Annotated in this window: 9 protein-coding genes and 1 tRNA gene; 3 read left to right on the top strand and 7 right to left on the bottom strand. The window is 26.2% G+C overall.

The window, feature by feature from the left end:
* Window positions 1-97: 97 nt before the first annotated feature.
* Window positions 98-1,315, top strand: coding sequence for an Mbov_0401 family ICE element transposase-like protein (locus IM807_RS03065; RefSeq protein ID WP_196362795.1), 1,218 nt, complete (start codon window positions 98-100; stop codon window positions 1,313-1,315).
* A gap of 343 nt (window positions 1,316-1,658) precedes the next feature.
* Here the strand turns inward: IM807_RS03065 and IM807_RS03060 are convergent, their stop codons facing one another.
* The 4 genes from IM807_RS03060 to IM807_RS03045 are packed head-to-tail and all read right to left on the bottom strand — an operon-like array spanning window position 1,659 to window position 5,077.
* A complete protein-coding gene (locus IM807_RS03060; RefSeq protein ID WP_196363062.1) occupies window positions 1,659-2,849 on the bottom strand; it encodes an NADH-dependent flavin oxidoreductase in 1,191 nt (396 codons plus the stop codon).
* A 6-nt stretch (window positions 2,850-2,855) separates the two neighbouring features.
* Window positions 2,856-3,887 (bottom strand): lipoate--protein ligase, encoded by a 1,032-nt coding sequence (locus IM807_RS04420; RefSeq protein WP_196363061.1) that lies wholly within the window; start codon window positions 3,885-3,887, stop codon window positions 2,856-2,858.
* Window position 3,888: 1 nt separating this feature from the next.
* Window positions 3,889-4,758 carry a deacetylase SIR2 gene (locus IM807_RS03050; RefSeq protein ID WP_374958961.1) on the bottom strand — a complete coding sequence of 290 codons (870 nt, stop codon included), beginning with the start codon at window positions 4,756-4,758 and terminating at the stop codon, window positions 3,889-3,891.
* Window positions 4,745-5,077, bottom strand: a complete 333-nt coding sequence (locus tag IM807_RS03045) for a glycine cleavage system protein H (RefSeq protein WP_196363060.1) — start codon at window positions 5,075-5,077, stop codon at window positions 4,745-4,747. Before IM807_RS03045 ends, IM807_RS03050 begins: the two co-directional genes overlap by 14 nt.
* A 183-nt stretch (window positions 5,078-5,260) precedes the next feature.
* Here IM807_RS03045 and IM807_RS03040 point away from each other — a divergent pair.
* A tRNA-Trp gene (locus IM807_RS03040) sits at window positions 5,261-5,334 on the top strand.
* Between the two features lie 45 nt (window positions 5,335-5,379).
* Window positions 5,380-5,871, top strand: coding sequence for a peroxiredoxin (locus IM807_RS03035; protein ID WP_196363059.1), 492 nt, complete (start codon window positions 5,380-5,382; stop codon window positions 5,869-5,871).
* Between the two features lie 586 nt (window positions 5,872-6,457).
* Here IM807_RS03035 and IM807_RS03030 read toward each other — a convergent pair.
* The 3 genes from IM807_RS03030 to tyrS form a co-directional block, all read right to left on the bottom strand.
* Entirely contained in the window at window positions 6,458-9,391 is a 2,934-nt protein-coding gene (locus IM807_RS03030; RefSeq protein WP_196363058.1) for an SGNH/GDSL hydrolase family protein, read from the bottom strand.
* Window positions 9,392-9,547: 156 nt separating this feature from the next.
* Window positions 9,548-14,242 (bottom strand): DUF4011 domain-containing protein, encoded by a 4,695-nt coding sequence (locus tag IM807_RS04415; RefSeq protein ID WP_196363057.1) that lies wholly within the window; start codon window positions 14,240-14,242, stop codon window positions 9,548-9,550.
* 515 nt (window positions 14,243-14,757) lie between these two features.
* Window positions 14,758-16,008 (bottom strand): tyrosine--tRNA ligase, encoded by a 1,251-nt coding sequence (gene tyrS, locus IM807_RS03020; protein WP_196363056.1) that lies wholly within the window; start codon window positions 16,006-16,008, stop codon window positions 14,758-14,760.
* Between the last annotated feature and the right edge of the window lie 4 nt (window positions 16,009-16,012).

The raw sequence follows: 16,012 nt of genomic DNA, 5'->3' as shown, positions 1-16,012 counted from the left end.
ATTTATTCTTAATTAATATAAATTATAATGTGAAAAAAGTTAATTTTTCCTAATTTTTTCTTTTTTTAAAAAAATTTCTATTATAAAATGAAAAATTATGATTTATACAGAATTAGAAAAAGAAATTTTATTAGCAAACTTAATTGCAAAAGTTAAACAAGAAGATGTAAAATTTTCTCAAAAAATAATTAAAAATTCTGAACAAGGCCTTCACTCAAAAATTAAACGAAAACTGAAAACTGAATACGGAAAAATTGAAATTGAAATTAATAGATATTGAAAAAAAATTTTAGTAGGTGATGAAAACGGCGAAGTCATTGGCAAAAAAAGAAAAATTTTCTATTGTGATTTTTTTGAAAAATTAGTGCAAAAAGGAAGAACAATTACTAATTCACTAATTAAAAAAATTCTGAACCTTTGATACGAAGTTAAATATGGCACAGCAATTTCGCGGATTTTTAATAAAACAATTTCAACTACGTCAGTTAATTTAATATTAAAAAAAATTGATACAACTAGCTATTTAGAAAGCTTTCATGAACTAAGTGTTACTCAAAATTATATTAACTTAGCGGTTGATGATAGTTATAGCAAAATCGTTCAAAATCGAAAAATATTTAAGGTTAAAAATCGAATGCTAGTGTTATATTTAGGCAAAAAAAATGGAAAAGTTTTTGGTAAAACTAATATTCTTGAAGTAAGAAAAACAAATAGCCCTAGCTTTAGAATTGATCAACTTGCAGAAATTGTTAAAGATACAATTTGGCGTGTTTATAATAAAAATCTAAAAATTATTGTCTATGGCGATGGGGCAAAATGAATAAAAACACTTGCAAAACAATTAGACGGAATTTATATTTTAGATAAATTCCACCTATTAAAAAAGTTATCCGATTTAGTATCTTTAAAGAATAATAGCTCGTTAAATCGTATTTTGTTTAAAGATAAATTCCCACAACTTTATCAAAAATTATTAGGTTATTTTGAAAAAAATCAAGGTGATAAAGTTGTTTTTAAACTTCGTCAAATAATAAAATATCTTGAAATTATAGCAACAAAAAATCCTTGACTTTTTAGTAGGATCAGACAAAAAATCGAAGAAGTTGAAGACTTTTTACGCTATGTAATGTCTAATTCAGCTGCAGTTAGTCAATTATTTTTATTTCAGAATGCAAGTAGTTATACCGAAAGTTTTGTTGCAAATTTAGTTAAATATAATACAAAAATTAAATACTCAACTTATTCGTTTGGTCGTTATTTTAATAATTTAAATTTACATCACAAGAAAATTAATACAAATTTGTTATTAGTTTAAAGTTTTTTTAAAATGTTAGTTTTTGGAATTTTATATATATTACTATGTAATATATACTTTCTTAAGTAAGTCAAAAATCAAAAAAAAAGTAAATGCTGTTTTTTATGGAAATAAAAAAAAACTATAAAATTTACTAATTATCATTGATAATTAGTAACAGCATAAAAAAGGAATGCCTTTTCGTTAGAAAAATCTAGGCATGCCTGCCTATTAAAGGGTAATTAAAAAGACAAAGTCGGAAAATTACCCTTTAATGTTCTACCACAAAGGAAATAAAAAAAAGTTTTGTTATTGATTTTTTTGTGATAAAATAATGAATATCAGGATCGAATCACAAATTTTTTTACCTTACGGAAATTGTTTTTTTACGGTCTTTTGCATTTTTTGAAATATTTTCTCGTGACTCATTCGGCAATGTTTGTCCATAATCAAAATAATGCGAAATTTCCTGAAAAGCATTTTTAGGAATTTTTAATTTTTTAAAATTTTTACCTGCCAAATTAAGATTAATTTCTTGATTCTTTGAAACTTTATCGACAAAATCCGGTTCTGAAACAAAAACTGAGGAAAGCCCAACTAAATCAGCAAATTTGATAGCGACTTTGCATTTTTCAAAAGAATTAATTGAACCATTAATCATTATTGGAATTTTTCCCTGATATTTTTCATAAATTACCTCTGAAACAAGTTTGCCAAAATATTTTCCAGGTGAGCGAACACGATCTTTAAATAGATCTTTTCCCCAACCCGCAATCGCTAAATAATCTATTTTAATGTGGTTTTTTTCGATTTGCGTAAGAAAATCAAAAAAATCTTCTATTGTGTAACCAAAATCATTTCCCCTTCTTTCTTCAGTTGTCATTCTTAACCCTAATAAAAAATTTTTTTGTCCCGATTTTTGAATAGTTTTTTGTACTTCAATAAGAACTTGAATCAAAAATCTTGTCCGATTTGTAAGATTTTTGGCACTATATTTATCATTCCGCTTGTTTGTGTAAGTGCTCAAAAATTCTTGTGGTAATAATTTTTGAGCTGCAGAAACTTCAATTCCATCAAATTCAGCATCAATTGCTCGTTTCGTTGCCTCTGCATATTTTTTGATAATTTTTTGAATTTGCTTTTGATTTAATCGAAAAACACTATATTTTCAAGGATAATTTCGTATTGAACTAGATGGGCCAAATGAAAAACCAAATTTTTCAACAGCCGCAAGCGAGTGTGAACCTGCATGAATTAATTGTAAAATTGCAACATTTTTTTTTGATTTTATTGCTTTAGCAAGCTTTTTCAAACCAAAAACATTACTGTTTTCAGTAGCACTATGTCCAAATTTAAATAAACTTCCATTTTCATCAACAAAAACACCACCAGTTACAAATAAACTTGCACTGTGCGCGCGATGTTTATAAAAATCAATATCAGCTTGGCAAACCTGGTTGTCTTTTGAAACATTTAGAGTGATCGGGTTAAAAACAAAACGATTTTTTAATTGAAAATTGCCAATTTTTAGACTAGAAAAAAGCTTTTTTTTCATAATTTTTTAAAGTAAAAGTAGATCACATATTTCCGTTTCGTCAATTTTTTTGCTAAAAAACTGATCCAAATTTGCACTTTTTAACCTATTAAGAAGCGCAAATTTTTCCATTTTTGTACCAATTAGATAATTTTCAAGTTCAAAAATTGGTTTTTTTGGAAAAAAATCACCATAAATTTTAATTTTTTCAATTTTTCCATCACTAATTTCAAGTGAAAAAGTGACTGTTCCAATTGCAAATCTAGCTGTTCTGTTGAATGAAAAATCAGGTGTTATGCCCCAAGTAAAATCTCAGTTTTTGTACTTATTTTCCACCATTTTGTCAATTTCCTGCCAGTCTTGATCACTCAATTTATAAATTTTAAATTCATTTAAGTTGTGAAATTGTAAATATTCTTGTAAAATCAAGTCTTTTAGTTCAAAAAGCGATAAATTTTGGTATTTTGGATCTAATTTTGGTTTTAAATTAGTCACTCTTTGAGAAACAGATGTTATTCCTTTAGCAGCAATTTTTTCTTTATTTGGGGTTAAAATTTTACCAATAAAATCAAAATCTACATCATAAAGCAATGAAAATCCAGCATAAATCCAGCGATCAACAAGAGCCATCGCGGCTCCAGAAATTTTTTTATTTTCCAATTGAAGATCATTTTTGCCGCCAAATTTGGCATTTTTAACGCCAAATTTGGTCAATATTTTGATAATTGGTTGGTAAAAAAGCTCATAATTCCCCAATAAATTTTTATTTTGTTCATATGGAAATAAAAAACAAAAATTTAACCCATTTCTGTCAAGATAAATTGCACCACCACCGGTATCTCGTCTAACAATTGGGATCCTTTCTTTGTTCAAAAGTGGCAAATTTACTTCCATTCTTGGATTTTGAAAATAACCAATTTGTACATGCGGATCACAAATATAAGGGAAAATTATTGGTTCATTAAATTTTAAATTTTGTAGTGACCAATATTGAATTGCAAGCAAAATTCCACCATCAAAAATTCATTTTTCATTACGTTTTGGTTCAATTAGATACATTTTAAAAACCCTTCTTGGCTATTTTTTCAAGCAATTTTTTAATATCATCATGGAAAAAGTGAGATTTTTCTCTAATTTCAGGATTCTGCCGATATTTTTTTTGATTTAAAACAACATAAGTTGCATTTTGAAATTCTTTTGCCATTTTTTGAAATGGTATTTTGATGAGCTGCGGCGTTGTAAAGCCGACGCCAATTTCCAACAAAAGCAATTTTTTTTCTTTATTTTTTGCAATAAATTCCTCATAACGTTGTTTTTGCCTATGAAATTCAGCATCTTCAACCATTCCTTTGAAAGAAATTCGCTTGTTTATTTCTAAAAATGCATCGCATTTTGGACACTTTGGCAATAATTTTGGACTAACACGTAAATTTTCTTGATTTTTTGCCATTTTTTCAAGCAAATTGTCATTTTGGTAAAGTTCATTTGTGCACATTTTCGAGCATTGTAATTTATTATATTTTCCTTGAATGTAAAAAATTTTATTTGTATCAAATTCAGCTTTTTCAAAACTGCTGTCAGAATTTGTTGTAATTATGAAAAATTTTTTTTCTTGCAAAATTTTTTGCAAGTTTAAAAAACTAGCTGTTTTTTCAAGATCCAAATAATTCATTTTTGCGAACCGACTATGAAAAGCTCAATAAATTTCCCATGAACCAAAGTCAAAAAGCGATGCTTGTAGCATGTCAAGAAAATTGTATTTTTCAATAAAATCTGCAAAATTACTACTAAATTTTTGTCCAGTATAGTCGTTTCCGTCAGCGCTAGTTATTCCAGCACCAACTCCCACCAAAATTGCATCAGCTTGCTTAATGAATTGGCAAATTTTTGTGGCTGCCTCAGTGATTTTGCTTGGTTTAAAAATCTTCAAGATTGTCAAATTCCTCTTTGGAAATATTCTTTGCTTTAAAAAGTCAATTTTGTTTTTCATCAAATGAATTTAGAATTTTTGGATCTGAAATTGCCAATTGATTAAATTCGATAACCTCACATTTTAATGGTGTTTTCAGTGAAAAAACGGTTTTTGAAGCTTCAATTTTTGCAAAAATTTCATCTTTTTCTAGTGATTTTTTATTACTAAATTTAATAAAACCAATTGTTCCAAGATCATCTTGCAATTCAGCACTTAAAGAAATTGTGAAAATTTCATTTTTTTTCTCTATTATTAAAAAATTAGTAATTTTTTTCATAAAAAACCTCTTATTTTTCATTTCAATAATCAAGATGTTACCATAATTTTAAAATTTTATAACAAAACTCAATTTTAAAAATTGCTATTTTTAGCCTATAATTTAGTGTTTTTCCAAATTTTTTAAAATTTTTTTTTTTTTTTTGGAAAAAATAATTTTTCTGTTATAATTATTTTGTAACCCGGGGGTTTAGTATAATGGTAGTACCATGGACTCCAAACCCATTAGTAGAGGTTCGAATCCTTTAACCCCCGCCAAAGTTATAAACTTTAATATATAACAAGGATAAAAGGAGGGTTGAAATGCAGACTAAATTTAAGAATAAGAAATACAATTTAATTCCTTCCTTAATCAAACCAGGCGAAAAATTGAAATTTTCAGTAACAGATACTAATTTTGATAATGTTGATTTTGAATCTTTTGGAAAAACAACTGTAATTTCTGTTTTTCCATCAATTAATACACAAATTTGTGATTTACAAACTTTGTCAATTCGTGATTTAGCTAGTAAGTTTCCGCAATTTCGTTTTATTTCAGTTTCTCTTGACTTACCTTCGGCAATTGCACAATGGAAAAATGCAAATCAAGCTGATAATTTAGAAATTTTTTCAGATTATCGGCTTAGAAGTTTTGGTTTCGCAACTGGTTTTTTAGTTGACGATTTGTTTCTTTTAAATAGAGGTTTTTTAGTTGTTGATGCAATGGGTAAGGTTTTAGCGGTTGAGCCTAATTCTGACATCCATGAGCAAATTGATTTTTCTAAACTTGAAAAAATACTTTTTGAAATTTTCTAATTTTTTTTAATTTTTTTTATAATACAAGTAATAAAAATAAATAAGTAGCTATATTTATTTTTAGTTTTAAGCTAAAATGAGTGATTTATTTCACTCATTTTTTTTTTTTTTTTAAATGCAATTTTAGCAAATTTTATTAATATAAATTAGTATATTAATTTTAGACACATAAAAAAGGTGTGTCAAAATGAAACAATATAAATTCACATTTGAATAGAAAATTAAATACATTAAAATTACTAAATTTCAAGGGTTACAAATTGTAATTTTGCATGTGTATGAAATAATTTAATACGAAATTTACAATAAAAACTTTATAACAACTGTTGCCTATTAAAAAATAAAGTCATTTATTGAATGATATAACAACTTAAGACTTCAAAGTAGTTTATTACACAAAACTCCAAGTTTTGTGTATGAGTTAATTAACTATTTCAAAATTTTTTTAAAAATAAACATGTTATAAAAAAATGAAAATAGAGTTTTAAAATCATTGAAAAAACTAATTGTCTGAATTTTTTCTACTAATTTAACTGCAATTAAAGAATTTTAAAATTTAAGAAAAATATAAATAAAACTTGGTTTTTTAAGAAATCTTAGCTTTTAATTCATTTCAAAAATTATCAGTAGTAGCCATTGTTTTTACAATACTACTTAATTTTAATGATTCTTTAATTTTAGTTTGCTCATTAATCAAATCACGCTCAATTGTAGTCAGTTTATTTTCTCTTGCATGCTTTAGTTTACTATTAATTACTATTATTTGTTCGTTATATTTTTCGGTATAATTTCTAAAACTTGTAAATATTGTATCAAAAAATTGAGAAAGTTCAGTATTTTTTGTTGAGATAACTTGTTTTTTTATAAATTCTGTTAATTTATCAACAGAAACAATTGAAGCAAGATCAAATTTATTCACAAAAATTGAACTAAATGAATTTAAAAGTGATTCATTGTTTTTATTAAATTCAAGGAAATCAATGAATAATTTTTTCAAAAAATCAGAATTATTGCTAATAAAATTAAAAATCAAACCATTTAGATCTAAGCTATTTTGATATTTTAATGTATTTTTGATAAAAAAATCTTCAAAAACAATGTTAATTAATTTTTCAAGTTCCGAAAAACTGTTTTTTGTCAAAAATTCTTTAAAAGAATCAAATACGACGTTAAAATCCTTGAAATTAGGATCTGTTTCTTCAATAAATCAGCTAATTTGAATTTCATTAATGAATGGGAAGAATTTTTTAACTAAACCTTTGACAACTGACAATTTCTTAATGGAAGGGTTAAAACTCAAAATATCCTTCAATAAAGTGTAAATATTATCCTTTTTTACAAAAAATGACTTGATCTCCGTTCCTAAATTAGAAAAAATATCCATAAAGGAAGTAAGACCCGGTTCTTTTTTTGTGACAAAGTTCTTAATTTCAAAAATAATTTTTTTACCAATTAAGTCAATCAAATTTTGAAAAGTTTTTGTTTTTGTTAAAATGTCACTTATTCCAGTTAGTAATGTTATTATTGATTTTTGGTCTTCAGGTTCGAGGTTGAAACCAAATTCTTTTGAAACAATTGCAAAAACACTTTCTAAAAAATCAGGTTTTTTTAATGCCTCAACTATAAAATTTTTAATAAATAAAACAGAATTGTTGTAATTACTTAAATTTTCTAGGAATAATTGTAATAATTTTTCAAATGAAGTTGCAGTTGAATAGTCTTTTTGTGACTTAATTAATTCATTTAAAATAAATGTCACAAATTTGTGAACTGATTCAAATGACAGAACTTGGAAAATAATTTTTTTGTACTCTGGTTTGTCGATAAGACTATTAACTATTAAATCTCTAATTGCTGGTTGTCCAAAAATTAAGTTAAAAAATAAATTTACGACCTTATTAGGGTTTTTTTGAACATAATCATTGCTAGCGACTTCCTTGTATAAATCCAAAAATGATTCTTGATTCAGAGCATTATTTTTTAAATGCGTGAATAAATCAGGAGCCTGTGAACTAGATTCTAAATTTGACTCAGCTTTAATTTTGTTTAAATCATCAGATTGTGAACTTACTAAAAATTGTTGCACTGAGTTAATGACATTTTTAAAAAATCTACTATTGAAAATGATATCAACAATTTTGTTGAAAACATCAGAATAAGGATTATCTTTACGATTAAAAACTGCCACTAACTCTTTAATTATTTTGACAAAACTGTTTTCTTCAGAACCAAAGAATTCAGTGATTTTTTCAAGAATTTTGCTAGAGCTTGACTCAATTGAATCGTTTTTTGATACTTTTGATTGCATCAACATAATACTTTCTTTTTCAAAATTTGAGTCATATTCTACAAAACTTTTTAATGAACCTTTAACGGTTAATTTTTCTAAAATTTTGTCGTTTGGAGCCAAATAAATTTGTTGCAATGATGTGTTTTCTGAGGAAAATTCGGTCGCAATAATTCTTGCTTTTTCAATGGCAATTTCCGCCAAATTAGAGTCTTTATGCTCTAAAGCAAGAGATAAAATCAATTTTTGCGCAATTTGCTTGTTTCCTTTAATTTGTGTGCGAAAATTTGTTTGTAAATCAAAAAAAAGATTACGACTTTGTTCTCAAGATTTGTCTTCAAAAGGATTAACAAAATTTACTTCTGCTAATTTTGCAACTTTTTCAATTTCTAAATTAAGTCGTTTAATAGAAAGAAGGTTCTCGTCAAGGTCAATTAAATAATTTTTTGCTAAATCTTGAAAAAATTTTTGAATTTTGGGCTGATCTGAAAAATAACCAATTAAATTTATGTACGCATCGGGATTAATTTTCTTAATTAGACTAATTAATTTTTGTAAATTATTACTAATTTTTTCAAAAACTTCATTTGTTTTTTGTGTAAAATAAATTTGCCTTTGGTTATCGCCCAAACTAACTGATTGAAGCTTTTCAAAGAAATCAAAGCCAAAATTGTTCAAAAAATCGCTAAATCCAATAGAAAAACTAATTAAATTTGCATTTTTAATTTCAAGTGCAAGTTTAGAAAAATTACCATTAAAATCACCAAAAATAGATTGAATTATTCGACTAAAACTAGATTTATTGTGACTCTGAGCTTGGAAATTAAGTAAATTTTCTTTGGAAACAAAATTATTTTTTGGATCAAGAAAATACAACCAATCACTAATTCCAGAGTTATTTAAAGCCAAATTTTTAAAGGATTTCACTGAATTTGGTTGGATGCTTTGCGCAAAATTTGCAAAAAATGCAGGAAAAGAAATTCCACTGATTGAACCATCGATCATATCACCACGGCCATCAAGATTATTTTCTCAATCAAAACCGGAACTCAAAGAATCGCCTAAAGCTAAATAATTTAGTTCTTTTAACAAATTTTTTTTGTTTTGTGAACTCAAATTTTGGGGTAAATTTAAATTACTTTCAGGTCGAAAAATAACACTTGTAGCAATAATGCCAGTGCTAACGAAAATGGGGGCAATGATTTGAAAAATAACTTTAAAACGTGCCTTCATTTTTCATAAAACTCTGGGTAAGATTATATCACAAATCAACATTTTTCAAAATAGTTTGCTGCGGCCAATGTATTTTAAGAAAGAAATGGAAATAATTAAAATCTGAATAAAAAAAATGGAAAAAATTGTTTTTTTTCATTTTTTTAACTCAAAAAACTATTTTTTATTAATACTTAAATTTTCAAATCTGTCTTTAAAAAGAACATTTTCAACAATCAATTTATCAATACAAAACATAATATATTCTTTTGTGTCAGATTTAACGTGACTAAAATCGGTAATTTCCAAAATTGATTCATACAGGCTTTGTTCAGAAATGGATTTTGTTTTTTCAACTATTTTGGTAATTAAATCCCTCATTTCGTAGCTATGAATTTCTTTGAATGGTCTTTTTGGTTGGATGGTAAAATCGTAATTTTCAACATTTCTTAATAAAAAATGTTGTTTTTCTTCAATAATTTTACCAGTTTCAACAAGCAAATTGCTAATTTTAGTGGCATTTCCCCTTATTTGTTGCGTCACACGATTTTTTCCTCAAAGCCAAGAAATAATTTTCAAAAATTCATTTTTGTGCAAAATTTTCATTTTTTTAAAAATTTCAATGATAAATTGAAATTCATCATTAAATTGATTATAAAGATTTTGCAAATTTTCATCATTAATTTCAAAACGAAATTGGAAAAACGATTTTAAATTTACTGTTGGTTTGTCGAAAACAAAAGCGGGAATTTCTAAATATTTTTCCTTTTCCTCAGATATAATTTCAAAATCATTTTCAATTTTATCTGATTTTACAAGCAAATTTTCAATTAATTCATTTAATTTTTCAAGTTGAAATTCACGGTTATAGAACCAGTCTATTGAACAAATTCGAAAAATTTTTCATCCACGAGCTGACATCACTTTTTGACGTAAAATTTCACGATCACGGGCATTTTTCAAAGAATAACTAGAACCATCACACTCAATTCCAAGCAAAAATTCATTCTCATCATTAGGGTTTATAATTGCAAAATCAATTTTATAATTGGAAAAACCATAGTTTTTGATAAATTTGTATCCCAATTTTTCCAGTTCATTTTCAACACTTTTTCTAAAATCTTCTTTAGGGATCTCTAAGTTTTCATTTTTTTGTCCAAAATTTGACTTAAACCTGGCAAATTGAAGATACTTTCTAAGGAAAGAAGGTCCGCGAGAATCACCGCCGGACAAGTCAATGTCATCAGGTTCAATTGATGAAAGAATGATTGTCCCTTGTTTAGCTCTTGTGAAGGCAACATTTAATCGACGATAACCGCCTTTTCTGTTTATAGATCCGAAATTTTTAATTATTTTTCCTGATTTGTTAGGCCCAAAATTTAATGAAAAAATAATGAAATCACGTTCATCGCCTTGAACAGATTCAATATTTTTGACAAAAAAATCAACATAGGCTTCATCGGAAAGTAAATGGGCATATTTTGAATTTTTTGTTTTAAATTTTTCAATGTGTTTTTCAATTAATTTTTGCTGTTCAAAGTTCGTGGTCACAACGCCAATTGTGTATTTGTCTTTGTATAAATCCAAAATTTCTTTAACGATTTCAACAACTTTTTCAGCTTCTTTTTCGTTTTTGCGATCAAAATAAACACCGTCACTTACTTTTATAAAATTTATTCCTTGGAATTTTTTAGGACGACAACTAGTAGGAAAAGTGATTAAATCATGGTTGTAAATTTCAGAATTTGATGGTTGAATTAATTCTTCAAATTTTGATCGATAATGCCATTTTAGTCGGTAGGATTTTAGAAAAGTTTGGCTAGCATCAAGAATTGAATCATAATCCTTGGCGTCAAATTCATCAAAGTTTTCCTCATCATCAACATTTCTAGCGATGCCTTCAAAGAAACTTGTTGGTGGTAATTGTTCTTTATCGCCCGCAATTATGTATTGTTTTGCGCGGAAAATTGCACCTATTGCACTTTCAGGTTGTAATTGCGATGCTTCATCAAAAATCACAAGGTCAAATTCAATTTTATTATTTTTAAAAAATGAACTTACTAATATTGGCGACATCATTAAACACGGTTTCAATTCTTTCAGCAAATTTGGAATTCTTAAAAAAAGTTCTCGAAAAGGCATTAATCTTCGTGATTTGTTTGCTTCTTGTTTTAAAATTCTAATTTCTGAATTTTTTTCATGAAGTGAGTCGATTGGTTTGATTTTTTGCAAAAGAATCGCTTCAACTTTCTTTTTTGTAAGTTTATCTAAATCTTTTTGTAATTCAGCAAACTTAGATCTATTTAAATTTAAAGTTTGAAAATTATGGTTTTCAAACTCGTCGCTAATAACTTTATTAATAAACTGATTATAAAATTTTTTCGCAAAAATTTTATAAAAGTTATTTTGAATATTTTCATCCATTATTTTTTTAACAAAATCATAAACTCCATGAGATTTCAGATTCATGATTGACTTGTTAATTTCAACAATTGAGTGAGTCTGATTCAGGTTATCTAATTTTAAATTAAGATTTTCAAGTAATTTTGACTTTTCCATTAGATAGAAATTTACATCTTGTAAATTAAAATTGATTTCAAATTTATTTCAAGATTCAAAAAAATCTTTTAAGGGGTCAAGTAATTTTTCTTTTAAAACATTTTTTGTGAAATTTGAATCAAGAAAAAAATTCATGAATTCAGCTTCATGAATTCTATTTTTTGTTGTTTTTTCAAGTAATTTAAATTCCTGATAGAACAATAATTGATTTAAATTGCAATTGATTTCATCAAGAGTATGTAAATCTAATTTAAATTTTAGCGTTGAAACTAATTCAAAAAATAAGGATTTTTTCTCTTTTAAGGAATTAAAATTTTGAAAATGATTAAGAAAAACGTCCACAACATCTTCTTTATTTGAGTAGAGTCCAAGATATTTTTTTATCTTTTTATATTTGAAGTCAAAAAACTTTACTTTCATTTTTTGATGATTAGTGATTATTTCATAAAAATCATTTAGCGGAAGATCAAGTGGATTCTTCGTAAAATCTTTTTTTATGATTAATTCTAAATTCTGTATTTCTGAAAAAATTTGTAAAGCATTTTTGTATTTTTTAATTTCCTCACTCAAATTATCAATTTTTTGCAATGCAACAAAATTGACGTTTTTTAAGGAAAAAAGATTATTTAAAAGTTCAAAAAGTTTTTTAATATTTTTCAAATACTCATCTGGATGCACCAAAATAAAATCAAATTTTTGCAAGTTTTCAGTAATAGTTTCTGTTAAAATGTTAATTTTGGTGATTAAAGATTTTAATTTTTGTTTCTTGGTTTCATCAATTTTTGTTTGGTTTAAACCAAATCAAACATGATTTTTAAAATCAAATTGGATGTCCTTGAGTTTTTGAAATAAATCATCAAGATCCAATTCTATTTTTTGTAATTTAGCAAAATCGAAATTATCAACATATTCCAAAGGAAAATAAAAATCTAGATCTGGTGAATCGCGAAAGTTTTCATATTTTGCAATAAGTTGATAAAGATTTTTTTCATGCTGAGGATGGATGGCCATCAATTTTTCAAAATAATTATTCAATTTTCGCTGTATTTCAATATAGTTACTCTCAATTCGATGTTTTTCAGCCTTATTAATTTCAAGCTGTTTTGTTCCTTTTTCCAATGTAAGTAGCAGATTTTTGATAATTTCCTTTTTATCAATTTTATCATTGTGAACTGCGATTGCTGAATCCTCTAAACCTATTTTTTTAAGATTTCCATAAACAACGTTGAGAGCTGCTAATTTTTCTGAAACAAACAAAACAGTTTTGTTCCGTGCCAAAAATTCATTAATTATATTAGTGATTGTTTGTGATTTTCCGGTTCCAGGTGGTCCATCCAGAATAAAATTTTCGCCTTTTATTGCAGCTTGAATTGCTGTTTCTTGAGTAGAATCAGCTTCCAAAATATGAAAATAATTTTCTGGATCAAGATTATTTTCATATTTTTTTTGATCAATTGCCACATCAAACTTTGTGCTCTTTGACAAATCACTGATTGTTTGGTAGAATTCATTGGCAATAATTTTGTTTTCGTTTTCAACCAAATCTGTGTAAATTTCAATTTTACTATAATCAAAAGCGCTTAATTGTATGGAATCAATGATTTCTCAATCAGTTTCCTTAAAATTTTCATGAAAATGATTCTTAAAATCATAGTAAATTTCTGAAATTTTTTTTGTATTATCGACTTGATAATTTGTTAAAATTTTTGTAATTCCCAGTGATTCTAATTTTTTTAGTAGGGTTAAATTCAAAGTTAAAAAAGCATCATCTGGAAATTCAAGGACAAAAATTTCAACATTTGCAGATTTTTTTATAGATGACAATTGAACAGGAAATAAAAAAACAGGACTATAGTAAGGTTTTTCATCATTTTCATCAAATCACTTCAAAAATCCGATTGCTAGATAAAGAATATTTATCGCTTTTTCATTCTTATAGACTTTTGCCTTGTCAATTAAATTTTTGAAAACAATATATTGTTGTTCTGAAGGTAAATTTGAGATAATATCATTTTTATCAGAATAATCAGTTTTGATTTTTAGATCTTCAGCCTTTAAGGGTTTAAAAATCTCATTTTCTTTATTTTTATTATTTTTTTTTGTTGTTGTTGGCTTGTTAAAATAAAGTTTTGATTTATTTTCGAGAATTTTTTTGATAAAAGTTTCAAAAGTAGGGTGCAAAATTCCTAAATTTAGTGGTTTTGATTTATTTGGTCCAAGTAAATCAAAATTGATTAGACGATTTCTTTTAGAAATATCTAACAATTTGTTCTGCCAACTTTTAAGGCTATTTTTGTTGTTATAAATTTCCATAAATTTCCTTAAAATATCAAAATAATATAAATTTTATCCTAAAAAGTATTGATTTTTCAATTTATTATTAATATTTTACTAATTTTTTTACACTAAATTTTCTAAAAATATATAAATGACAAAAAATCATTGAATTTAAAAGTTTTTTTTTTTTTTTAAAAAAAAAAAAAAAACTTTGTGCCTTCTTTATAAAGAAGCAAAATTTATGAGAATTTGGTCAATTTTTCACACCTTAGACAACATTTTCATGTGTAATTGTCCCAAAAATCAAAAAAGATTTTTTCATAGGCACCCATTTTATAATGAATTTCACATTTTTTAGAGTAAAACCTTTAAAAAATAAGAATCTAAAAGTGTTGAAAATATGGTCTTTTTAGGATTTAATTCACCTTAATTGGCTAAAAAATGGAAAAATTTATGAAAAATATTTTGATTTTTAGTTCAAAAAGCAGCAAATAAAAACTTTTTAGTATTTTGCGTGGTGTGTAAAACACAAAAAATCGAAAATGTAAATTTTAATTTTTTTTGCTTTCAAGAATAAAATATTCTTTTTTGCCCTTTTTCACTAAAAAAAGACCGAAAAAATCGGCAAGTTTGGGAGAAATTTCCTGAATATCGAGAATTTTTTTGCCATTTATTTCTAAAGATTTATTGGAAATGAATTCGTTTAATTCCCTTTTTGAAAGAAAAATACCATTTTTAACTAAGTCATCAGGTGAAAAATTAAGAACTAAAAAGTATGGCAGAATTTTTTTTAATTCTTTCTTTTCTTCAAAACCTATTTTTGAAAAATCAAAGTTTTTGAACAAAATATTAGAAATTTTTTCCGCTATTCTTAATTCTGCTTCACCATGAATCTCCAAAACAATTTCCTGAGCTAATTGTTTTTGCAAAATTCTTGCACCCCTATTTTTGTTGTGCTCAGAAATTAGTGAATTAATTTTTTCAATTTCAAGAAAGGATAACCAGTAAAGAATTTTTTCCGCTTGTAAATCACTTTGATTCAAAAGAAATTGGTACAAATTGTACGGTGAAAACATGTTTTTATCAAGTCAAATTGGTTTGCCAAGCGATTTTCCAAATTTTTGTCCGTTTTCATCGGTCAACAAATTTGTCGTGAAAACAAATGCTTCATCTCCTCTTTCAAAATTGGATTTTCGAATGAAATCAAGCCCAGTCATCATGTTTCCTCATTGATCAGAACCACCCGCTTGCGCAATTATATTCATTTTTTCATATAAAAATTTAAAATCTCAACCTTGAATTAGTTGGTAGGAAAATTCTGTAAATGAAAGGCCTGTTTGAATCCTCGAGGCCACAGAATCTTTGGCCAAAAGGTAGGAAATATTGATATTTTTTCCAACATCACGAAGAAATTCAAGAACATTCATTTGGCTATAAATTTGAAAATTATCGAAAATTGGCAAACCGAAGCTAGCAATTTGCGCCTTAATTTTTTCAGTATTTTTTTTTAAAGTCGCCTTATCAAGCAAAACTCTTTCCTTGGAATTAAAAGAAGGATCGCCAATCATTCCGGTTGCACCCCCGATAACTGCAAGAACTTTAATCCCTTTTTTTTTGAATCTTTTTAATAAGGAAATTGCAATATAATTTCCAAGATGCAATGATTCAGCCGTTGGATCAAAACCAACATAAACCCCTTTTTCTTCACATAAATTGAAAAATCGTTCCGGATTTGTGATATCTTTTAGAATTTTCCGTTGCTTTAATTCTTCAAGGAACTGAATTTTTTCCTGTTTTTCCACTTTT

Source organism: Mycoplasma sp. 'Moose RK' (genome assembly GCF_015708155.1).
Classification (GTDB): domain Bacteria; phylum Bacillota_I; class Bacilli_A; order Mycoplasmatales; family Metamycoplasmataceae; genus Mesomycoplasma.
Note: the sequence above shows the minus strand (reverse complement) of the source record. Positions and strands in the feature narration are given on the sequence as shown.